The sequence below is a fragment of the Brenneria corticis genome (genome assembly GCF_003115855.1).
Lineage (GTDB): Bacteria > Pseudomonadota > Gammaproteobacteria > Enterobacterales > Enterobacteriaceae > Brenneria > Brenneria corticis.
In genome coordinates this window covers 213,997-236,842 of record NZ_KZ819076.1, presented here as the reverse complement: position 1 = coordinate 236,842, position 22,846 = coordinate 213,997, and the positions used below count along the sequence as shown (strand labels likewise).

General features: G+C 55.6%; 19 protein-coding genes. 11 read left to right on the top strand and 8 right to left on the bottom strand.

Translation table 11 applies throughout. The features are described 5' to 3' along the window. Positions 1 to 13: 13 nt before the first annotated feature. Together aceE and pdhR are read right to left on the bottom strand one after the other, a co-directional pair. On the bottom strand, positions 14 to 2,677 hold the full coding sequence (gene aceE / locus DDT56_RS09105) for a pyruvate dehydrogenase (acetyl-transferring), homodimeric type (protein WP_136166130.1): 2,664 nt from the start codon (positions 2,675 to 2,677) through the stop codon (positions 14 to 16). 149 nt (positions 2,678 to 2,826) lie between these two features. After that, positions 2,827 to 3,591 carry a pyruvate dehydrogenase complex transcriptional repressor PdhR gene (gene pdhR, locus DDT56_RS09100; protein WP_136166129.1) on the bottom strand — a complete coding sequence of 255 codons (765 nt, stop codon included), beginning with the start codon at positions 3,589 to 3,591 and terminating at the stop codon, positions 2,827 to 2,829. A gap of 151 nt (positions 3,592 to 3,742) precedes the next feature. Here pdhR and DDT56_RS24380 point away from each other — a divergent pair, with 151 nt between their 5' ends. Continuing rightward, positions 3,743 to 4,024 (top strand): hypothetical protein, encoded by a 282-nt coding sequence (locus DDT56_RS24380; RefSeq protein WP_168197595.1) that lies wholly within the window; start codon positions 3,743 to 3,745, stop codon positions 4,022 to 4,024. Between the two features lie 217 nt (positions 4,025 to 4,241). Further along, positions 4,242 to 5,600 (top strand): amino acid permease, encoded by a 1,359-nt coding sequence (locus tag DDT56_RS09090; RefSeq protein WP_136166127.1) that lies wholly within the window; start codon positions 4,242 to 4,244, stop codon positions 5,598 to 5,600. Between the two features lie 59 nt (positions 5,601 to 5,659). Here the strand turns inward: DDT56_RS09090 and ampE are convergent, their stop codons facing one another. After that, positions 5,660 to 6,514, bottom strand: coding sequence for a beta-lactamase regulator AmpE (gene ampE / locus DDT56_RS09085; RefSeq protein ID WP_136166126.1), 855 nt, complete (start codon positions 6,512 to 6,514; stop codon positions 5,660 to 5,662). After that, on the bottom strand, positions 6,511 to 7,086 hold the full coding sequence (gene ampD / locus DDT56_RS09080; RefSeq protein ID WP_136166125.1) for a 1,6-anhydro-N-acetylmuramyl-L-alanine amidase AmpD: 576 nt from the start codon (positions 7,084 to 7,086) through the stop codon (positions 6,511 to 6,513). The genes ampE and ampD overlap by 4 nt, the downstream gene beginning before the upstream one ends. 424 nt (positions 7,087 to 7,510) lie before the next feature. Between ampD and DDT56_RS09075 the strand changes: the two genes are divergently transcribed. After that, a complete protein-coding gene (locus DDT56_RS09075) occupies positions 7,511 to 8,374 on the top strand; it encodes a nucleoside-specific channel-forming protein Tsx (protein WP_136166124.1) in 864 nt (287 codons plus the stop codon). A 98-nt stretch (positions 8,375 to 8,472) separates the two neighbouring features. Continuing rightward, positions 8,473 to 9,363, top strand: a complete 891-nt coding sequence (gene nadC / locus DDT56_RS09070) for a carboxylating nicotinate-nucleotide diphosphorylase (protein WP_136166188.1) — start codon at positions 8,473 to 8,475, stop codon at positions 9,361 to 9,363. A gap of 490 nt (positions 9,364 to 9,853) precedes the next feature. Here the strand turns inward: nadC and DDT56_RS09065 are convergent, their stop codons facing one another. Next, positions 9,854 to 11,386 (bottom strand): FAD-dependent oxidoreductase, encoded by a 1,533-nt coding sequence (locus DDT56_RS09065; RefSeq protein WP_136166123.1) that lies wholly within the window; start codon positions 11,384 to 11,386, stop codon positions 9,854 to 9,856. Positions 11,387 to 11,646: 260 nt separating this feature from the next. Between DDT56_RS09065 and ppdD the strand changes: the two genes are divergently transcribed. Genes ppdD through hofC form a run of 3 tightly spaced genes read left to right on the top strand, consistent with a single transcriptional unit; the run spans position 11,647 to position 14,752 of the window. Continuing rightward, on the top strand, positions 11,647 to 12,093 hold the full coding sequence (ppdD, locus tag DDT56_RS09060) for a prepilin peptidase-dependent pilin (RefSeq protein ID WP_136166122.1): 447 nt from the start codon (positions 11,647 to 11,649) through the stop codon (positions 12,091 to 12,093). Positions 12,094 to 12,095: 2 nt separating this feature from the next. Continuing rightward, complete coding sequence (gene gspE / locus DDT56_RS09055) at positions 12,096 to 13,550, top strand: type II secretion system protein GspE (protein ID WP_136166121.1); 1,455 nt, start codon at positions 12,096 to 12,098, stop codon at positions 13,548 to 13,550. Further along, the gene (gene hofC / locus DDT56_RS09050) at positions 13,547 to 14,752 is read left to right on the top strand and encodes a protein transport protein HofC (protein ID WP_136166120.1); all 1,206 of its coding nucleotides are present in this window, start codon (positions 13,547 to 13,549) and stop codon (positions 14,750 to 14,752) included. The genes gspE and hofC overlap by 4 nt, the downstream gene beginning before the upstream one ends. A gap of 28 nt (positions 14,753 to 14,780) precedes the next feature. Here hofC and DDT56_RS09045 read toward each other — a convergent pair whose 3' ends face one another. Beyond that, positions 14,781 to 15,821 carry a GMP reductase gene (locus tag DDT56_RS09045; protein WP_136166119.1) on the bottom strand — a complete coding sequence of 347 codons (1,041 nt, stop codon included), beginning with the start codon at positions 15,819 to 15,821 and terminating at the stop codon, positions 14,781 to 14,783. Between the two features lie 367 nt (positions 15,822 to 16,188). Here DDT56_RS09045 and DDT56_RS09040 point away from each other — a divergent pair, with 367 nt between their 5' ends. From DDT56_RS09040 to yacG, 4 genes are all read left to right on the top strand, one after another. After that, entirely contained in the window at positions 16,189 to 17,757 is a 1,569-nt protein-coding gene (locus DDT56_RS09040) for an alpha-N-arabinofuranosidase (protein WP_246856749.1), read from the top strand. Positions 17,758 to 17,976: 219 nt separating this feature from the next. Beyond that, a complete protein-coding gene (gene coaE, locus DDT56_RS09035) occupies positions 17,977 to 18,603 on the top strand; it encodes a dephospho-CoA kinase (protein ID WP_136166118.1) in 627 nt (208 codons plus the stop codon). Continuing rightward, positions 18,596 to 19,348 (top strand): cell division protein ZapD, encoded by a 753-nt coding sequence (gene zapD / locus DDT56_RS09030; RefSeq protein ID WP_136166117.1) that lies wholly within the window; start codon positions 18,596 to 18,598, stop codon positions 19,346 to 19,348. Before coaE ends, zapD begins: the two co-directional genes overlap by 8 nt. Positions 19,349 to 19,398: 50 nt before the next feature. Continuing rightward, the gene (gene yacG, locus DDT56_RS09025) at positions 19,399 to 19,596 is read left to right on the top strand and encodes a DNA gyrase inhibitor YacG (RefSeq protein ID WP_136166116.1); all 198 of its coding nucleotides are present in this window, start codon (positions 19,399 to 19,401) and stop codon (positions 19,594 to 19,596) included. 64 nt (positions 19,597 to 19,660) lie between these two features. Here the strand turns inward: yacG and mutT are convergent, their stop codons facing one another. Both mutT and secA read right to left on the bottom strand, forming a co-directional pair. Then, a complete protein-coding gene (gene mutT / locus DDT56_RS09020; RefSeq protein WP_136166115.1) occupies positions 19,661 to 20,056 on the bottom strand; it encodes an 8-oxo-dGTP diphosphatase MutT in 396 nt (131 codons plus the stop codon). A gap of 69 nt (positions 20,057 to 20,125) precedes the next feature. Next, complete coding sequence (gene secA / locus DDT56_RS09015) at positions 20,126 to 22,828, bottom strand: preprotein translocase subunit SecA (protein WP_136166114.1); 2,703 nt, start codon at positions 22,826 to 22,828, stop codon at positions 20,126 to 20,128. Positions 22,829 to 22,846: the final 18 nt, after the last annotated feature.

Below are 22,846 nucleotides of genomic sequence, written 5' to 3'. Positions count from 1 at the left end.
TAATCTTTACCTCTTATGCCAGACGCGGGTTGACTTTATCTGCATCGATCTCGAATTTGGCGATCGCCTCGGCAACCACTTTCTTGTCGATTTCACCGCGTTTGGCCAGTTCACCCAGGGCCGCAACCACGACGTAAGACGCATCCACTTCAAAGTGGTGGCGCAGATTCTCACGGCTGTCGGAACGTCCGAAACCGTCAGTACCCAGTACGCGGTAATCGCTGGCCGGAATGAAGTTGCGGATTTGTTCGGCGAACAGCTTCATATAGTCGGTTGAAGCTACGGCCGGCGCATCGCTCAATACCTGAGCCACATAGGGAACGCGCGCTTCCTCGGTCGGGTGCAGCATATTCCAGCGTTCACAGTCCTGGCCGTCGCGCGCCAGTTCGGTGAAGGAGGTAACGCTGAACACGTCGGAACCGATGCCGTAATCTTTGGCCAGAATCTGCGCCGCTTCACGCACGTGACGCAGGATGGAGCCGGAGCCCAGCAGCTGGACTTTGCCTTTGCCGCCTTCCACCGTTTCCAGCTTATAGATACCCTTGCGGATACCCTCTTCCGCACCCTGCGGCATGGCGGGCATATGGTAGTTTTCGTTCAGCGTGGTGATGTAGTAATAAATGTTTTCCTGCGCTTCGCCGTACATGCGATGCAAACCGTCATGCATGATGACGGCCACTTCGTAAGCATAGGCCGGATCGTAGGAAATACAGTTCGGGATGGTCAGCGACTGAATATGGCTGTGGCCGTCTTCATGCTGCAGACCTTCGCCGTTCAGCGTGGTGCGCCCGGAGGTGCCGCCGATCAGAAAGCCGCGCGCCTGTTGGTCGCCGGCCGCCCAGCACAGATCGCCGATGCGTTGGAAACCGAACATCGAATAGTAGATGTAGAACGGGATCATCGGCAGATCGTTGGTGCTGTAGGAGGTCGCCGCCGCCAGCCAGGATGAGCCGGCCCCCAGTTCGTTAATCCCTTCCTGCAGGATCTGGCCTTTCTCGTCTTCTTTGTAGTAGGCGACCTGCTCGCGGTCCTGCGGAGTGTACTGCTGACCGTTCGGGCTGTAGATACCGATCTGACGGAACAGACCTTCCATACCGAAGGTACGCGCTTCGTCGGCGATGATCGGCACCAGACGATCCTTGATCGACTTGTTCTTCAGCATCACGTTCAGGGCGCGCACGAAAGCGATGGTGGTGGAGATCTCTTTGTTCTGCTCTTCCAGCAGGGTGTTGAAATCCTCCAGCGTCGGCAGCTCCAGTTTTTCACTGAATTTCGGCTGACGGGACGGCAGGTAGCCTTCCAGCGCCTGACGGCGTTCATGCAGATATTTGTATTCCGCGGAGTCTTTGTCGAAGGTGATGTACGGCAGTTTTTCGACGTTGTCGTCGCTGACCGGCACATTGAAACGATCGCGGAAGTAACGCACGCCTTCAATATTGATTTTCTTGACCTGGTGGGCGATGTTTTTACCTTCCGCCGCCTCACCCATACCATAGCCTTTAATGGTATGCGCCAGAATAACCACCGGCTTGCCTTTGGTTTCCTGGGCTTTTTTCAGCGCGGCATAGACTTTCTTCGAGTCATGGCCGCCGCGGTTCAACGCCCAAATCTGATCGTCGGTCCAGTCTTTGACCAGCGCGGCGGTTTCCGGGTATTTACCGAAGAAGTGCTCGCGTACATAGGCGCCGTTTTTGGATTTAAAGGTCTGATAGTCGCCGTCGACGGTTTCATTCATCAGCTGGACCAGTTTGCCGCTGGTGTCTTTACGCAGCAGTTCGTCCCAGCGTCCGCCCCAGATAACCTTGATCACTTCCCAGCCGGCGCCTGCGAAGATGCCTTCCAGTTCGTTGATGATCTTGCCGTTGCCGGTAACCGGCCCGTCCAGACGTTGCAGGTTACAGTTGATGACGAAAACCAGGTTGTCCAGTTTTTCACGGGTGGCGATGGTGATCGCGCCCTTGGATTCCGGTTCGTCCATTTCGCCGTCGCCCAGGAAGGCGTAAACGGTTTGCTTAGAGGTGTCTTTCAGGCCGCGGTGCTCAAGGTATTTCAGGAACTTAGCCTGATAGATGGCGCCAATCGGGCCCAGGCCCATGGAGACGGTGGGGAACTGCCAGAATTCCGGCATCAGTTTGGGATGCGGGTAAGAAGAGAGGCCTTTGCCATGCACTTCCTGACGGAAGTTGTTCATCTGCTCTTCGGTCAGACGGCCCTCAAGGAAAGCACGGGCGTAAATGCCGGGAGAAATGTGCCCCTGGAAGTACACCAGATCGCCGCCGTCCTGCGCATTACGCGCGCGGAAGAAGTGGTTGAAACACACTTCGTAGAAGGTGGCGGAAGACTGGAAAGAGGCCATATGGCCGCCCAGGTCCAGATCTTTTTTCGAAGCGCGCAGCACCGTCATTACCGCGTTCCAGCGGATCGCCGAGCGAATACGGCCTTCCAGATCCAGATTACCCGGATATTCCGGCTCGTCTTCCACTGCGATGGTGTTGACGTATTGACGCGCGGCGCTGCCGGCGGCAACTTTCACCCCGCCTTTACGCGCTTCGCTCAATACCTGATCAATCAGGAACTGAGCGCGCTCAACACCCTCTTCACGGATGACCGATTCGATCGCCTGCAGCCAGTCGCGGGTTTCGATCGGATCCACGTCATTATTTAAACGATCTGACATGGTTATTCCTTATCTTCTCTAATAAGTTGGTTTGTTGGAGCCTGTCTTCCTGTGCTCTGACCCGTCCCTGGATCCGAGTAAAGCACATGAAGACAGGCTCATCATCGTAGTCGCCGCAATTCAGAGCCCCGAAATACAAAATAGGACGCTCAATCTCTGCGTTGCTGGAGCCGGCGCAATGACCTTTCTCGTCGGCTATTTTCCCGGTTAAGATCCAGCAATACTTCCTCAATAAACGCCAGATGGCGGTGTGATGCTTCGCGCGCCTTTTCCGGCTCGCGGGCAACAATCGCCGCAAAAATACTGGCGCGATGAATGCTCACCTGCGCCAGCACTTCCCGGCTTAGATAAAGCAATTCAAAATTCTGTCTTACGTTCTGTTCCAGCATCGGCCCCATACAACGCAGCAGGTGCAGCAGCACCACGTTATGGGTCGCTTCCGTTACGGCCACCTGATACTGCATCACCGCTTCCGACTCCGCCGCCAAATCGCCCGCGTCCCTGGCCTGCTGGATGACGTCATGACAATCCCGGATGCGCTGCAAATCCGACTCGGTCCCGCGCAGGGCGGCATAGTAGGCGGCAATGCCTTCCAGCGCATGGCGGGTTTCCAGCAAATCAAACTGTGATTCGGGATGGTTGCTGAGTAATTCCGCCAGCGGGTCGCTAACGCTTTGCCATAGATTGGCCTGAACGAAAGTGCCGCCGCCCTGACGGCGCAAAAGCAAACCTTTGGCTTCCAGGCGTTGAATGGCTTCTCTCAGAGAAGGGCGGGAGACATCGAACTGTTTGGCCAGTTCGCGCTCCGGGGGCAGTTTTTCGCCGGGGCGCAAGGTTCCCTCAAGGATCAAAAACTCCAGTTGCTGCTCAATCACATCTGACAGTTTGGGCTGACGGATCTTGCTGTATGCCATGGTGGATTCATCTCTGCGAATGGCGCGGAGTCAATTGGTATTACCAATTTCAAAAACGTGACGCTAAAGTAACAAAATATTCACCTTCTGTCCATAAGGACGTGGCGCTAAATCACCAATCTCCTCATATTTTAACAAACGCACCAAAGATATGCAGCAAAGTGATAGCGCGCCTGCGCTACTCCCCTTTATCGCCCTGGCTTGTATTTTAACTTTTATGAAACGTGAAGCAGGCGTTGCTGAACCGTTTAAACAGCGAATAAATGAATATAAAATCAAAATAAACAATTTTTTATTCACTTATAATCTCAAATCAACGCGATTTCCCGTCGCAATTCGCCCAGGAAATCGGGCGACTTCATTCTATGGTAAGAAAAAGGCGATCGCCGAAACGGGGAAAGAGAGCCTGCCGGCCAGTAAGATGATGATTTAGCGGTGAGACATTGATGTCACTATAATTTTTCTTTATAGACCAGAAGAAATCAGTGCAATCTTGTTTGCTTGCCACTATTCTCTGACCAACGGTAGGTGCTAAGCAATATTCGTTTACATCTCATCGTAAAAATAAAATTACACCAACGTAAAAGAGTTGTGAGGCCGAGCGGAGCGCATCGGCCTTTATTGCTCACCAAGGCAGAGGATTAAATTTGATGGATGGTCAACAACAGGACGGAGCGCTAAAGCGTGGCTTGAAAAACCGTCATATCCAGTTGATTGCCCTGGGCGGCGCGGTGGGAACCGGCCTTTTTCTCGGCATCGCTCAAACAATCAGAATGGCTGGACCCTCGGTTATTTTGGGATATGCGATTGGCGGGCTGATTGCTTTCCTTATTATGCGACAACTGGGGGAGATGGTGGTAGAGGAGCCGGTAGCGGGTTCTTTCAGCCATTTTGCTTACAAATATTGGGGCAACTTCGCCGGCTTCGCTTCCGGCTGGAACTACTGGGTACTGTATGTGCTGGTCGCCATGGCGGAACTGAGCGCCGTAGGGATTTACGTCCAGTATTGGTGGCCTGATATCCCAACCTGGGTTTCCGCCGCCGTGTTCTTCCTGGTGATTAACGCCATCAATCTGGCGAACGTAAAAATTTACGGCGAAATGGAATTTTGGTTCGCCATCATTAAAGTGGCGGCCATCATCGGCATGATCGTCTTTGGCGGCTGGCTGTTGCTCAGCGGCACCGGCGGCCCGGAAGCGACCGTCACCAACCTGTGGGCGCAGGGCGGATTCTTCCCCAACGGCACCAGCGGATTGGTGATGGCGATGGCGGTAATCATGTTCTCATTCGGCGGACTGGAGCTGGTCGGCATCACCGCGGCGGAAGCGGATAACCCGGAAAAGAGCATTCCCAGCGCCACCAATCAGGTTATCTACCGTATCCTGATCTTTTATATCGGTTCCCTGACCATTCTGCTGTCGCTTTACCCGTGGGGCAAAGTGGTCGAAGGCGGCAGTCCGTTTGTGATGATCTTCCATGAACTGAACAGCAACGTGGTGGCGACCGTACTGAATATCGTGGTGCTGACCGCCGCGCTCTCGGTGTACAACAGCTGCGTTTATTGCAACAGCCGTATGCTGTACGGCCTGTCGAAACAAGGCAACGGCCCTAAAGTGCTGCAAACGGTGGATAGCCGCGGCGTACCGGTGGTGGCGATCGGCATTTCCGCCCTGGCGACCGCCCTTTGCGTCGTGATCAACTACCTGATTCCCGGCAAGGCCTTTGAATTGCTGATGGCGCTGGTGGTCTCCGCGCTGGTGATCAACTGGGCGATGATCAGTCTCGCCCACCTGAAGTTCCGGGCGAAAAAAGACAGCGAAGGGACGGTAACCAAGTTCAGGGCGCTGATTTACCCGCTGGGCAACTATATCTGTCTGCTGTTCCTGGCGGGTATTCTGGTAGTGATGTACCTGACGCCGGGCATTCGCATCTCCGTGCTGTTGATCCCGGTATGGCTGGTTATTCTGGGTATCGGTTACGCTCTCAGGCAGAAAAATCAGGTCCGTTAATTAACCTGACGCCCGAAAAAATGGCCGAACATATCGGCCATTTTTCTTCCTCTTGCGCCTTACACCAGCGCGCCATAAATCGTCAGTAAAGCCACCACCACCACCAGTATCCGCGTCACTTTTTTCGCCAGCGCCACCGCGGCCTTTGGCGTTTCGACCGGGTCGATATGCGGCTCACGCGTCAGCGAAAATTGCGCCAGCTGGGTCAACACCCAATATTGCGAGTTACGAAAATCCCCCAGGGAAGCGAACCAGGCCGGCAGCGCCTTCTCGCCATGCCCCAGCAGAGCGTAAGTCACGCCGGCCAGACGCACCGGGATCCAGTCAAGCCAATGCAATAGCGAATCAACCCCTGACTGCGCGCGCGCCAGCGGCGTATGGTGGCGCGCCAGCCACGTCTGCCGGGCGCGTAAAAACGCATAGCCGGCCATGGCGGCGGGACCATAAGGGCCCGCGACGATAAACCAGAACAGCGGAGCCAGATAAAAGCGGAAATTAATCCACAGCAAGGCGTTCTGTAGTTCCTGCAAACGCTCTTTTTCGCCCACCCCGACGGGCAAGCCCTGAATCAAAGCCAGCTCCGCCGCCATTTCCTGACTGGCGCCCACTTCACCGCGCCGGGCCGACTGTAGATATCGCCGATAGTGCTGACGCACCTCCCCCGCCCCGATGCACATCAGGCTGATGGCGATCCACAGCAGCAACAGAATCAGTCCGAACAGGATGCCGTCCACCAGCCATAGCAAGAGCGATACCCCGCCCACGCAGCACAATGTCAGAAACAGGGTTTGCAGTAAGGAAGGGGGCGACAGGTGGCGAAACACCGCTTCAAGGCGGTGATCCAGCTGCCAGTGCTCACCCTGTTTGAACAGACGCTCCCACGCCAATACCAGCAACAATGTAAACAGCGTCATCGGTTTATGCTCCCGTCATTATCTATCCGGCCTTCCCGTATCAGGCGGTGATATAAATCCCAATCAAAGGCCGGGCCAGGATCGGTTTTACGGCCCGGTGCGATATTACTGTGTCCGGTAATGCGCGACGGCGTAACGGGGTAAGCGCTGAGCAGCAGCCGGGTTACCGCCGCCAGCTGATAATATTGTCCTGTAGTAAAAGGTAGCGTATCCGTTCCTTCCAGCTCGATGCCGATGGAAAAATCGTTACACCGTTCACGACCTTCATATTGAGAAACGCCGGCATGCCAGGCTCGCTGGTTGAAAGAAACATATTGAATAATTTCCCCGTCGCGGCGAATAAGGCAGTGCGCGGAAACCCGTAAGTGGCGGATAGCGGCGAAATAGGGATGGGCGTCGGCATCCAGCGTCGCGGTAAACAGTTGATCGATATAAGGGCCGCCAAATTCCCCCGGCGGTAAACTGATATTATGGATCACCAGCAGAGAAGGGGCTTCGTCGTCCGGGCGACTATCGCAATGGGGGGAAGGAATATGTTTTATCTCGGATAACCAGCCATTTTCCAAAAGCATCGGCGATAACCTCGCATCATGTCGTTTGCCGGGCTGAATCTGGCGCGCTAATCGGAACGGTATTTAACCGGAATGCGCCTGCCGACAGAGTACCATATTTCTCAACACCATACCTAACCGGCTGGATACAAAAAGGTTTTATTGTTTCCCCGCGCGTCGCAACGCCGCCGTAAACCCTCTTTAAAACAGGGTAATCGCTCCAGAAACGAGCAGCGTTACTCCTCTCCCGCTCGCCAGAAAATAGTGATGCACATCACAATTTTTATGCAATTTGATGAATATGTGAATTAACTAACGTGCACTGTTTCAATTTTTATTTAAAATGGCGACCTGAAATAGCCATCGATTTTTTTCAGGTATTACAAAAACTTATTTCACAATACTCGGCTTCACAACGCGCTTTGCTAACTATACGGAAATTAATATGAAAAAAACTTTCGCCGCAGGCGCTTTGGTCGCCTTGTCCTACAGCGTGCCGGCTCTCGCTGACGAGAATAAACCGGAATATCTTTCCGACTGGTGGCATCAGAGCGTCAACGTGGTGGGGAGTTATCACACCCGCTTCGGACCTCAGTTGAACAACGATGTCTACCTGGAATACGAGGCGTTCGCCCGCAAAGACTGGTTCGATTTTTACGGCTATGTCGACGTGCCGAAGTTCTTCGGCGTGGGAAACTCGAACGACCGCGGCGCCTGGGACGATGGCTCGCCGCTGTTCGTGGAAATTGAACCGCGCTTTTCCATCGATAAGCTGACGGGCGTCGACCTTGGCGTCGGTCCGTTCAAAGAGTGGTATGTCGCCAACAATATCATTTACGACCACGGGCGCAGCAGTGATTCGCGGCAAAGCACCTGGTACGTGGGATTGGGCAACGATATCGATACCGGCACCGACTTATCGCTTTCCACCAATATCTACGCCAAATACCAGTGGAAGAACTATGGCGCCGGCAATGAGAACGAATGGGACGGCTACCGTTTCAAAGTGAAATACGCCTATCCGTTAGGGGCGCTGTGGGGCGGCAACGTCGCCTATATCGGTTTCACCAACGTTGACTTCGGCTCGGACCTGCGCAATAAGGACGGCCGGTCGCGCACCGGCAACTCCATCGCCTCCAGCCATATTCTGTCGCTGGGTTACGACCACTGGCACTACGCCGTCGTCGCCCGTTATTTCCACAACGGCGGACAGTGGGCGGACGGCGCCGAGCTGAACTTCGGCCAGGGGCCATTTGAAGTGAAATCAACCGGCTGGGGTTATTATCTGGTGGTGGGCTACAGTTTTTAACAATTTAACACCTTGAATTATAACAACTACTCCTTGTGGATGTCGTCGTTCAAACAGGGTAGCATAGAGCCCCGAATCCCCTTTCGGAGCTTTTTGTGATGACAACGCGTCGCTACAGTCAGGAACAACGCCAGACCGACCTGCTCAATCGTATTGAGCAGGATATTCCCGCCAGCGTCCGGCTGGCGTTAAGTGAAGATTTGGGCGGCGTGGCGGATGCCTCCCAGGATATTACCGCCCATCTGTTAGCGCATGACGCCCAGGCCTCAGCCCGTATTATCACCCGCGAGGCGGGCATTTTCTGCGGCAAACGCTGGCTTGAGGAGGTTTTTGCCCAACTCGGCGACGCGACGTCCATTACCTGGCGCGTTGCCGATGGCGACGCCATCGCGCCCGGCCAAACCCTGTGCGATATCGCCGGCCCGGCCAAACAGCTGCTGACCGGGGAGCGTACCGCGCTGAATTTCCTGCAAACGCTGTGCGGCGTGGCCAGCGAAGTCAGCCGTTACGTCTCGGTGCTGCAAGGCACCGGCACCCGGTTGCTGGATACCCGAAAAACCATTCCGGGGCTGCGCACCGCGCTGAAATATGCGGTGATGTGCGGCGGCGGCAATAACCACCGGCTCGGTCTGTCCGATGCCTTCCTGATCAAGGAAAACCATATCATCGCGGCCGGCTCCATCAGGCAGGCGGTGGAGAACGCCTTTTTACTGCGCCGCGACGTGCCGGTGGAAGTGGAGGTGGAATCGCTTGATGAGCTGCGACAGGCGCTGGACGCCGGTGCGGATATCATCATGCTGGACAACTTCAGTCTGGAAACCATCCGCGAGGCGGTGAACATCACCCGGGGCCGCGCCCTGCTGGAAATCTCCGGCAACGTAACGATCGAGACGCTGCGCGACTACGCCGCAACCGGCGTGGACTATATTTCCGTCGGCGCCCTGACCAAGCACGTCCGCGCGCTGGATTTATCGATGCGCTTTATCTGACCGCTGTTTTATGAAAGCCCCCTGCGCACTGCGTCTTATACACAAATGCAGGGACTCATAACGGGTTTTGCCCTTACCCGGCGTAAGAAATTATGCCGAGGTGAACTTGACCGCCGAGTGAGCAGCAGGGATGCTGCGAAAACCAGTGCCGCGCCGGACAAAAACGCCCGGAGCGTTTTTGAACAGCACTTGTGCTGGCCCGTTAGGGCGAGCCCCATGGATGGGGCGAGTATCCCGCGTCACTGGAGGCTCGAATAGCGGTCATGGGCGCCGAGGGCACCGCGTCAGCGGCATGATTTCAGCCGAAAGCCAGGGTTCTCAGGGCTGCGGCGTTTGAGCGCCCTGAGGAGGGCGCATGCTGCGAAGTGGCATAAAAATACCTTTCTTTTTCGCGCACGAAATAACACTGAGCTTACATATACCTTTTATCGATAAATATGTGACTAAGATATAGCCCTACCCAGGGGGCTTTACCGTAAGAAAACCACGGCTATTTTTTCACCTCTTCCGCAATGGCGAGCGGCGCCAGCCTGCCGCCGGTGATGGCGAACGCGCTGGCGGTGCCTTCGGCGATCGACATGTCGTAGGAATCGCTGTAAAGACCGCCGGCATCCTGTCCGATGGCATAAAGGCCGGGGATGATTTGCCGCTGTTTGTCCAGCACCTGGAATTTTTCATTAACGCGTGCGCCTCCCAGCGTGGCGAACATCTTGATGACCGTCTTCACCGCGTAATAAGGCCCCTCCTCCATACTTCTCAGGTAGATACGGTCCTTATAAAACTCCTCGTCGTAGCCTTGCCGGGCATAGCGGTTGTTCCTGTCCAGACTGGCGGCCAATATCTGAGGATCCATGCCGGTGGCAACGGCCAGTTCATCCAGCGTATTCGCTTTGACAACCACCGGACCCGGCTCCGCCATGGCCTGTTGCAAAATGGTTTGCAGATTATCTAGCCTGGTGCCTCTGACCAGCATATTGCCGTGGTTTTTGGCCAGTCCCTTGCCATTCTGGAGCTCATCAAGCACCTGCTGATTGATGATATGCCAGGTTTTGCCGCCGCGCGCTTCAATGGCGTTGGACATAAACTCCAGCGGCTGTGATTCGTCAAAGAACCGATCGCCGGTCATATCGACGTGCAGAAAAGGTTGCAGCACCAGGGCGCCGATGGCGAGATATTTGGCGCCATGGCCAAAGGTGTAGCTGCCATCCACGTCAAAACAAGGGCCGGCTTGCGCGCCAAGCTCCATATTGACGGTATCGGCGCCGGCGGCCATCATCATATTGACCCCATCGCCGACGCGGCCGGCCGCGCCCTGCCCTTCCAGCGGAAAGCGCAGGTATTTCAGCACCATTTCCCGATTCATGGCGAAACCGCCGGTGGCGACGATGACCGCTTTGGCATTGATGATGATTTCATTGCCGGCGGTGTCTTCGGCGATAATGCCGGTTACCCGGCCGGTATCGTCCTGGATTAGCTTTTTCCCCGAGGTTTTGGTCAATATGGTCACATCGGGGTATTTTTTGATATCCCTGACAAAGGCATTGATCATGGTGGCGCCGGTATTGTTTTTCAGCACATGCCACGTGCGGTTGGCATTTTTAGGCTGCATGGTCTGTATTTTTTCAAATTCAACGCCGTGCGCCATCATGTAACGGATATTGTCGCCGGTGGCGTTGATAAAGGTGCGCAACAGCTTCGGGTCGATGCGCCAATGATGAAAATTCATGATTTGTTTGAAGGCGAATTCCGGTGAGTAAGGATTATTTTCCTCAATCTGCATAGGACTTTCCGACGCGTAGGTGCCTTCAAAATGATTGCCGCCTCCGCCTAAAAACGCCATCTTTTCCAACAGTACCACGCTCAGGTTGTTTTCCGCGGCGACCAGCGTCGCGGTGACGCCTCCGGCGCCGCCGCCGATAACGCCGACATCGACGTCATAGGTCTTTGTTTGCGCATTAGCGCTTAGCGCGAACAGACTAAACATCGCCGTCAGTAATATTTTCCTCGCTAGCAAGATTTTCATACGAACCTCCGATTAAGGGAGCAGTTCTAAAACTCCTTTTCATACGGCAAAGTAAATAAGGACAGCAAAAATCGCTTTCCGTCCTGAATCTTACGCTTCATTGCCGCTGGGAAATTGCAAAACCGCTCGCAAAAACCATTCAATAATCGGCAAATCAGCAACTCTTCTCCGCGCCGTATTCCGGTTTTCATCACCGACCGTCGCCAGCTGCCGCCACGTTTTCTATCTTGTCGTTACGCACCGCAACGGGGAAAACCACCATGGGAAAACAACAGGGATTTACGCTGGTAGAGTTGATGATCGTCATCGCGATTGTCGCCATCCTGAGCGCCATCGGCGTACCCGCCTATCAGGGATACCTGCAAAAGGCGGCCATGACCGATATGCTGCAAACGATGGCGTCGTATAAAACCGCCGTAGACCTTTGCGGGCTGGAGCATGCGGCTTTTTCCGCCTGCAACGCGGAAAATCAGGGAATACCCGGCAGTAAAACCTCACGCTACGTCAGCGCGGTCAGCGTTAATCAGGGCGTCATCACCCTAAGCGGACAATCCACCCTGCAAGGGTTGAGCGTCGTCCTGACGCCCGTATGGGATACGGAAAGCGGTTCGGCGCGCTGGACCAAAAACTGCGTCACCGAAAGCACGGCGGACAGCCTGCAATCCGCCTGTCAGGATGTTTTCCGTTTTGACGACACGGCGGGTTAACCATGGCTGACGCACAACATCTTGCCGGCGAATTACAGCTAGTGTGCCATCGCTACCATGCGTTACTGCTGAATATGGATGAGCAGACCTTATCGGTGGCCGTCAGCGGCGAGGCGTCAGCGGAAATGATGGCGGCGCTGCGTTTCGCCAGCAACCGCCAGATCCTACTGGAACACTGGCCGCGGGCCAGAATGGAGCAGCAGCTCAAAACAGGCGCGGAAAAAACCGTGGTGAAGGAAACCACCGAGGCTTACCAAGCCGAATCTGAAAGCCACATCAGCGACGAAGACGCCCCGGCGGTGCAGTTTATCAATCAGATATTGCGCCTGGCCATTCAGCGCCGCGCCTCCGATATTCACTTTGAACCCCTGCCGGCCGACTATCGCGTACGCCTGCGCATTGACGGCGTATTGCAGGAAGCCTCGCCGCCGCCGAGCGGGTTAAGCGCGCGCATTACCGCCCGGCTGAAGATCATGGGCAAGCTGAATATCGCCGAGCGGCGACTGCCGCAGGACGGGCAGTTCAGCATCATGCTGGATCGGCAAAGCTGTTCGCTGCGCATTGCCACCCTACCGGTACACCACGGCGAGAAAGTGGTGCTGCGTATTCTGCAAACCCGCCGGCAGGCGTTGGCGCTGGACAAACTGGGGCTGGCGGACGCCGACCTGAAGCAGCTGATGCGGGTGCTGAATGCGCCGCAAGGGATGATTTTAGTGACCGGCCCCACCGGCAGCGGTAAAACCGTCACCCTGTACAGCGCCATCAGTTGGCTGAACCATGTCAGTCGCAACATCTGCAGCGTGGAAGATCCCGTTGAAATCCCGCTGCCGGGCATCAATCAGACGGCGATCAACCCGAAAGCCGACCTCGATTTCAGCCGCATATTACGGGCGCTGTTGCGTCAGGATCCGGACGTGATCATGGTCGGCGAAATCCGCGATGCCGAAACCGCGGAAATCGCCGTCAAAGCGGCGCAAACCGGGCATCTGGTGATGTCCACGCTGCATACCAATTCCGCGCCGGAAACCCTCACCCGGCTGAGCCATCTCGGCATACCGGGCTACCTGATCGCCGCCGCCCTGAAACTGGTGATTGCCCAGCGTCTGGTGCGGCGCTTATGCCCCCGCTGTAAAACGCCGGCCGACCCGCTCGCTCATTTTCCAGCGGCGCTGTGGCGCGGTCCGCTGAATAACTGGCGGGCCAACGGCTGTAGCCACTGTCTGTCCGGCTACTATGATCGTGTCGCCATCTATGAACTGCTGCCGATTACGCCGCAGCTGCAGCAAGCGCTGGCGAATAACGCCGGCAGCGGCGAGCTATCGCGGCTCGCATGCCAGTCGGGCTCCCCCTCGCTGCTTGAAGCCGGGCTATCACTGGTGCATGAGGGGGTGACGTCAATAGCGGAGATTTACCGCATTGTCGGCGCGGGCGCATGGCATCAGGAGCCGGCGTCATGAGGCTGGAGCGCTTATACCACTGGCAGGCCATTACGCCGGAAGGGACGCTGGTCCACGGAGAAATAATCAGCGCCCGTCGACGACTGGCCCACGCGCGTTTAATCAGCCAGGGATATCAGCCTTTATCGCTGAAAACCGGCCGCTACCTGACGCCAGGCTATTGGAAAGGCGAGCAGCTCAGCGAGCTTATCAAACAAATAGCGACGCTGTTGCAGGCGGGGCTCCCTTTGCTGGAAGCCCTGCATCTGGTGACCGAACAGCATCAACGTCCGGGCTGGCGCTGCGTGCTGAGAGAAATCGGCGTCCAGGTGGCGCAGGGAAAAGCGCTGTCTGAAACCATAGCGGAATATCCGCATATCTTTCCCGTCATCTATCGTTCGCTGATCGCCGTGGGCGAACTGACGGGAAAGCTCGATGAGTGCTGCCTGCGGCTGGCGCTGCAACAGGAGGCGCAGTATCGCCTGCGTCAGAAGGTGGTGAAAGCGCTGCGTTATCCCTGCTTTGTATTAGCCATCGCCATGCTGGTCAGCCTGCTGATGCTGACGCTGGTACTGCCGGAATTTTCCAACCTGTATGCGTCTTTCGACACGCCGCTTCCCTGGTTTACCCGGCAGTTACTGCATCTGGCGGACTGGATAGCCCGCTACGGTTTAGCGGGCTTTATCATCGCATTGACCACGTTACTGAGCTATTGCAGCCTACGCCGGCGCAGCCCCTTCTGGCGGGAGAAGGAACAGGTCTGGCTGTTGAAATTACCGCTCCTGGCGCACTTGATACGCGGCAGCTGCCTGAGCCAGATATTTAACGTACTGGCGATGACGCAACACGCCGGGCTGACGCTGCCGGCAGGACTGGATGCCGCCGCCGCCATCCACCACCCGGTTTATCAGGCGGCCATCCGGCAGATACAAATAGAAATCCGGCAGGGCAACACGCTGCATCACGCGACGCGGCAATATGGCGCGCTGTTCCCCGCCCCTTGTCAGCAGCTTATTCGCGTGGGCGAGGAAACCGGGGCATTGGATAGCCTGTTTACCCAATTGGCGCAGTGGTATGAGAGAAAAACCCGCCAGCAGGCGGACACGCTGACGCAAACGCTGGAGCCGATGCTGATGCTGATTGTCGGAGCGATGGTCGGCGCCCTGGTTATCGGCATGTACCTGCCTATTTTCCAGTTGGGCAACGTATTGGCCGGCGCCTGAACCAGCCAATACCGGCGGACGTCGTTCGTCAGCTATTGAAAATACGATTTTCCTGCTCGGCGACGCGAATAAACGTGGTGCGCTTGGTCAGCTCCTTCAAGCGTGAAGCGCCGACATAGGTGCAGGCGGAACGCAATCCGCCCAGAATATCGCGTACGGTGTTATCAACCGGGCCGCGCAGCGGCAATTTGACCGTTTTACCTTCGGCGGCGCGGTATTCCGCGACGCCTCCCACGTGGCGCTCCATTGCTGAAGCCGAACTCATGCCATAGAACAGCATCATTTTTTCGCCATTCTCTTCCACAATGACGCCTTCACATTCATCATGCCCGGCCAGCATGCCGCCCAGCATAACGAAATCGGCGCCGCCGCCAAAGGCTTTCGCCACGTCGCCCGGCACGGAACAGCCGCCGTCGCTGACGATCTGCCCTCCCAGACCGTGGGCGGCATCGGCGCATTCAATCACCGCGGAAAGCTGGGGATAGCCAACCCCGGTCTTGACGCGGGTGGTGCATACGGAACCCGGACCAATACCGACTTTAACGATATCCGCCCCTGATAGAATCAGTTCTTCGACCATTTCACCGGTCACCACGTTGCCCGCGCAAATCACTTTGTCCGCAAAGGCCTCACGCACTTTTTGCAGAAAGGTGACAAAATGCTCCGAGTAGCCATTGGCGACGTCGATACAAATAAACTTCAGCTCGGGCGACAACGCCAGAATTTGCTGCAGCTTGGTGAAATCGGCGGCCGACGTACCGCTTGACACCATCACGTGACCTAACACCGATGCGGATGAATCCTGCACAAAGCGCGTCCATTGCTCCAGCGAATAATGTTTATGCACCGCCGTTAATACATCGAACGACGCCAGCGTCTCCGCCATGCGGAAGGTGCCGACCGTATCCATATTGGCGGCGATAATCGGCACGCCGGACCAGTCGCACCCGGCGTGGAGAAAAGTGAATTGACGCTCCAGTTCAACGTCGGAACGACTTTTGAGGGTAGAGCGTTTGGGCCGGATAAGAACGTCTTTAAAGCCTAATTTCAAATCTTCTTCAATACGCATGGGGTTTGCATTCCTGGTTAGTGGCGACGAGGCGCAACGGTGATGTTCGGCGTAATTCATGCCCTTTCCAGTGACGTTATCATACGCGGGAATAATCCTGCGACAAGAGCGCGAATTTACTTTTTCAGGTGGCGCCGGCGGGGGACGTTTAGCGGATGACTCCCTGTCATCATCACCGTCAGGGACGATGACGAGTGAAATGTGACGTACGTTACATCACCGTTCGTTTAATCACTATAATCTTTCTCTCGCTAAAAACCGGATTGTCACTGGTCATCGACCAGGCAAAACCTGAGTGGGTCCTCGCAAGAGGCTCACTCGGGTTTTTTTTATCTTAAATATTATGGGCGGGATGATGATGAGAAAAATGAAGCTCTCGGTATTAATGGTGGGATTGATGGGAATGATGTCGACGGCGGTCGCGGAGAACCGCATCGAAGCGACGCTGAAAGCCGAACAATCCGGCCCGCGGATATCACGCTATATCTATGGCCAGTTTTCTGAGCATCTGGGACGCGGCATCTACGATGGCATCTGGGTCGGCCCCGACTCCTCCATTCCGAACACGCGCGGCATCAGAAACGATGTCGTCGCCGCGCTCAAAGCGCTCAAGGTGCCGGTCGTACGCTGGCCGGGAGGATGTTTCGCCGACGAATATCACTGGCGTGACGGCATAGGGCCGCGCGAAAAACGCCCTGTGCGCAAGAATAACTGGTGGGGCGGCGGTCTGGAAAACAATGCCTTCGGCACCCATGAGTTTTTCGACTTTGCCGAACAGATCGGCGCGGATGCCTATATTTCGGTTAACGTCGCGTCATCCACGCCGACGGAAATGCGCGAATGGATTGAGTATTTGACGTCGACGGAGCAGGACAGCCTGGCCAACGAGCGCCGCGCCAATGGCCGCGACAAGCCGTTTAAGGTGCCTTTTATCGGCATCGGCAATGAAAGCTGGGGTTGCGGCGGCAATATGACGCCGGAGTATTATTCCAACGAACTGCGCCGCTGGGGATCTTTTTTCCACAAAGACGGCCTCAACTTCCATGAAGACAATGACAATACCGCGCTGCGCGTCGGCTCCGGCGCGAATAACGACGACACTAACTGGACGGACGTGGTCATGAAAAACGCCGCGTTTCATCTGGACGCCATCTCTTTGCATTTCTATACCGTGCTGACGGGAGAGTGGATAAATCGTAATCAGGCCAGCGCTACGGGTTTCCCTGACGAGCAGTGGAACGCGATTTTCCAGCAAACCCTGCGCATGGACGATGTGCTGCAGCAGCATATCGCCGTGATGGATAAGCACGATCCTCAAAAACGCATCGGTCTGTTCGTTGACGAATGGGGCACCTGGTATAACGTTGAGCCAGGCACCTATGCCGGCCATCTGTTCCAGCAGAACACCCTGCGCGACGGTATCCTGGCCGCCGCCAATTTCAATATCTTCCATAAATATGCCGAGCGCGTGCGTATGACCAACATCGCCCAGGCCATCAATGTCTTGCAGGCGATGATCCTGACTGAAGGCGACAAGATCGCGCTGACGCCGACCTATTATGCCTTCAGGATGTATGTGCCGTTCCAGGATGCTACCGCCATCCCGCTTGATGTTAAGGCGCCGCTGCTCACCTCCGACGGCAAATCGTTCCCGGCTTTTAATGTCTCCGCCGCCAGGGCGCAGGACGGCAAGGTATATATCGGCGTCGCCAACATGAACCCGCGCGAAGGCTATGATCTGTCCATCAATCTGGGGACGCTTAAAGCGACGTCTGTTTCCGGTGAAATACTGACCGGCGCGGCGACGGACGCGCACAACATCCCCGGTAAGCCCGAAGTTATTCATCCGGAAAACTATCGGGATGGCGAAATTAACGGCTCGCTGCTGGCATTGAAAATCCCCGCCAAATCAGTCGTGGTTGTGAGCCTGGAGTAAACGCCGGACCGAGGGCCTAAACCGCCCTACGCCATTTTTTATCGAAACGTTCAATCTGTCGCCCCGCCGCCGGCGGGGCGACATAGGGGGTTGAAACTCGTCACAGACCGCAGCCATACTGGCATCACGTTATCTTTACGCCATGTTATTCCGCGCGCAAAACTTCCCTATTTGGGATAAAATCGGATAAATTCATCCATCAACTTTTAAAATCGGCATATGACATATATCGTAGCCTTAACCGGTGGCATCGGCAGCGGCAAAAGTACGGTAGCCGATGAGTTCGCCAAACTCGGGGTGACCATCATTGACGCGGATATCATTGCCCGTCAGGTGGTTGAACCGGGGAAACCGGCGCTGGACGCCATCAGGCTCCGCTTTGGCGCCGACATCCTGCACGCCGACGGCTCGTTGAACCGCGCCGCGTTGCGCCAAAGAATCTTTTCCTCCCCGGAGGATAAGCAATGGCTGAATAATCTATTGCACCCGTTGATTCATGCGGAAACACAATCCCGGTTTCAGGAATCGACCGATCCCTATGTCTTGTGGGTTGTGCCATTACTAATAGAGAATGGTTTACAACGCCATGCCCAGCGTGTTCTGGTGGTCGATGTGAACCGGGATACTCAGCTTGAACGCACGCTGGCCCGAGACGGGATCGGTCGTCAACAAGCAGAAAACATACTGGCGGCCCAGGCGACTCGTGAACAGCGCCTGGCCTATGCCGATGATATTATTGATAATAGTCGCAGCCAAAGAGAGCTTGCATCGTGCGTTGCACAATTGCATCGTCGTTACCTTGAGCTCGCTGCCTCAGCCGCTGACAGGATTAATAAGCATGAGTGACGTATCCTCAACCATTTTATTTGAATATCCTTTAAACGAGAAAACACGCACCTGGTTGCGTATCGAATCATTGTTGCAGCAGTTGCACCGCAACCATTCCCTGACCGACATGGGAAGCGCGCTGACGTTTTTTCGCGCCATTTCCGACCTGATGGATGTGTTGGAGCGCGGGGATGTTCGCACCGAACTGCTAAAAGAGCTGGAACGCCAGCAGCAAAAATTACTGCAATGGAGCCATGTTCCCGGTGTTGATATGGAGCGGATCCATTCCCTGCGCCAGCAGTTGAAAACGCAGTCAGGCGTGCTGATGGCCGCCCCGCGGATGGGACAACTCCTGAGGGAAGATCGGCTGATCGCCATGGTCCGTCAGCGGCTCAGCATACCGGGAGGATGTTGCAGCTTCGATTTGCCCACGCTGCATATCTGGCTTTATCAGCCGCAGGAACAGCGCGAACAGCTGGTGGCGGGCTGGCTCGACTCATTGGCGCCGTTAAAGAAATCGCTGGATATGATACTGGAGCTGATCCGTCATTCCGCCACCTTCCGCCCGCAGATTAGCCAGAACGGCTTCTTTCAGGATAATGCCTCTGAGGCCGATCTGTTACGTCTGCGTATCGATCTGGCTTATCAGCTCTATCCGCAAATTTCCGGTCACAAAACGCGCTACGCCATCCGTTTCCTGTCCCTGGACAATGAGAACGGCCAGATTCCCGCCCGGCTACCGTTTGATTTGGCCTGTTGTTAAGAAAAAATGTTTAAGAACAAATAGTTAAGAGAATATGTTAGGAAAAAGCCATGACTAATGACGTTACCAGCGTAAAATGCCCGACCTGCAAGAAAACCGTTATCTGGAATGAGAAAAGCGTTTACCGCCCGTTTTGCAGCAAGCGCTGCCAGCTTATCGATCTGGGGGAATGGGCCGACGAGGAAAAGTGTATCCCCAGCGATGATATTATTTCCGACAGCGAAGACTGGAGCGAACCGCAGCACTAAGGAGTAGCTCCACGTTTTTCAAACGCCCGCCGGCAACGGCGGCCGCTCGCGCTTAAGAACCGCGTTAATTGGCTTTCAACCAGCGGATCATCTCCGCATTCGCCGGCGGGAATTCATTTTCCAGCAGCTCATCCGCCCTCAACCAGCGGGAAGACTGACCTTCACGGCCGTATGGCTCGCCAAGCCAGCTCTCCACCAGAAAAAAATGCAGCGTGATGGCGCGCTCCGGCGTAGAGAAAGTTTTCGTATTCAGCGGCTGCGGGTTTTGCGCCTCAATCCCGGTTTCTTCACGCAGTTCACGGATCAGCGCCTGCGCCGGGGTTTCGCCCGCTTCCACTTTACCGCCGGGAAATTCCCACATCCCCGCCATATGAACGCCGGCCGGTCGACGAGCAATAAAAAACCGCCGCTCGGCATTGCGGATAATGCCCACCGCAACGGATAACTGTTTTTGCACCATAATACGTCCCATCAAGTAAAAGGCGGTCTCTGCGACCGCCTTTATATTATTGCTCAATTCAACGGGCGGCTACTTCTGTAATCGACCGTGGCATTGCTTATATTTTTTCCCGGAGCCGCAAGGACAAGGGTCGTTACGACCAATTTTACGCTCGGCATGAATCGGCGCGCCGGCATTCTGAGTCTCCTCTTCCTGGTGGCTCAACTGCTGCTGACGGGCCAGACGCTCGGCCTCTTCACGCCGCTGCTGCTCCAGCGCCTCAATCTCTTCCGGCATACGAACCTGTACTTTGCTCAGCGTACCGATCACCTCATATTTCAGCGATTCCAGCATGGCCGCAAACATGGCGAAAGACTCGCGCTTATATTCCTGTTTGGGATCCTTCTGCGCGTAACCGCGCAGATGGATACCCTGACGCAGGTAGTCCATCGCCGCCAGATGCTCTTTCCACAGGGAATCCAGCGTTTGCAGCATCACGCCTTTCTCGAAGTTACGCATCACCTCGCTGCCCACAACCTCTTCTTTACGCTGATAAACCTCGATCGCCTGCTGTAAAATGCGCTCGCGCAGCGTCTCTTCATGCAGCTCAGGTTCTTTATCCAGCCACTCTTTAATCGGCATATCCAGATCAAAGTCATTTTTCAGACGCTGCTCCAGACCTTCGACGTCCCACATTTCTTCCAGCGACTGCGGCGGAATACAGCTGTCGATGGCCACCTTAAACACGTCTTCGCGGATACTGTTGATGGTTTCGCTGATATCGGAAACGTCCAGCAGCTCGTTGCGCTGGGTGTAAATCGCCCGGCGCTGATCGTTCGCCACGTCATCATATTCCAGCAATTGCTTACGGATATCGAAGTTGCGGCTTTCCACCTTGCGCTGCGCATTGGCGATCGCCTTCGTCACCCAGGGGTGTTCTATCGCCTCGCCGGGCTTCATCCCCAGTTTACGCATCATGTTGGATACGCGGTCGGAGGCGAAAATACGCATCAGCGCATCTTCCATCGACAGGTAGAAACGTGAAGAACCCGGATCCCCCTGACGACCGGAACGGCCGCGCAGCTGGTTATCGATACGGCGGGATTCATGACGCTCGGTACCGATAATATGCAAACCGCCCGCCGCCAGCACCGCGTCATGGCGCACCTGCCATGCCGCTTTAATTTCGGCTATCTGCGCGTCGTCGGGATTTTCCAAGCGGGCGATTTCAGCCTGCCAGCTTCCGCCCAGCACGATATCGGTACCACGACCGGCCATATTGGTGGCGATGGTTACCGAGCCGCTTTGGCCCGCCTGGGCGATGATATCCGCCTCCATGGCGTGGAATTTGGCGTTCAGCACGTTGTGCTTGATGCCCGCTTTATCCAGCGCCTGAGAAACGACCTCCGACTTTTCGATGGAAATCGTACCCACCAGCACCGGCTGTCCGTTGGTGGCGCGTTCCTTGATATCCTCAATGATGGCGTCAATCTTCTCGCTCTCGGTCATATAGACCAGATCGGGCAGATCTTTACGGATCATCGGACGGTTGGTGGGAACGACAATGGTATCCAGCTTATAAATCGAACTGAATTCAAAGGCTTCGGTATCCGCGGTACCGGTCATCCCGGCCAGTTTTTCATACAGACGGAAGTAATTCTGGAAGGTGATGGAGGCCAGCGTCTGGTTTTCATTCTGGATAGCGACATTCTCTTTCGCCTCCACCGCCTGGTGTAAACCATCCGACCAGCGACGCCCCTGCATGGTACGCCCGGTATGCTCATCGACGATGATAACTTCACCGTCTTTCACGATGTAATCCACGTCGCGGGTAAACAGCACATGGGCGCGCAACGCGGCGGTCACGTGGTGCATCAGCATAATATTGGCCGGCGAGTAGAGCGACTCGCCCTCATCCATAATGCCTTCGCGCACCAGCAGCTCTTCCACCAGCACCAGACCGCGCTCGGTCAGGTTGACCTGGCGCGCTTTCTCATCCACCGAGAAGTGGCCTTCGCCGTGGAAGGTATCCGAATCCTCTTTCTCCTGACGGATCAGGTGGGGAATGATTTTGTTAACGCGAATATAAAGTTCGGAGCTGTCTTCAGCCGGACCGGAAATAATCAGCGGGGTACGGGCTTCATCGATCAGGATGGAGTCAACCTCATCCACCAGCGCATAATAGAGTTTACGCTGTACGCGCTCTTCCGGGCTGAAGGCCATATTGTCGCGCAGATAGTCAAAACCGTATTCGTTGTTGGTGCCGTAAGTAATATCCGCGGCATAGGCTTCGCGCTTGGCCGGCGCCGGCATGCCCGGCAGGTTGATGCCGACGCTCAATCCCAGGAACTCAAACAGCGGACGGTTGTTTTCCGCATCGCGCTGCGCCAGATAGTCGTTCACCGTCACCACGTGCACGCCGCGGCCGGTCAGGGCATTGAGATAAGCGGGCAGCGTCGCGGTCAGCGTTTTACCTTCACCGGTGCGCATTTCCGCAATGCAGCGCTCGTTCAAAACCATCCCGCCGATAAGCTGCACGTCGAAGTGGCGCATGCCGAACACCCGTTTGCTGGATTCGCGCACCACGGCGAAGGCTTCCGGCAGCAGGCTCTCCAGCGATGCGCCTTTCTCCAGACGCTCGCGGAATTCAGCCGTTTTGGCTTTCAGTTCGTCATCCGAAAGCTTTTCCATATCGGCTTCCAGACGGTTGATCACCTCAACGTTCTTACGCATACGGCGCAGCGTACGATCGTTACGGCTACCAAAAATTTTGGTTAATATATTCATGACCATAATAGTTTTAATCTCACA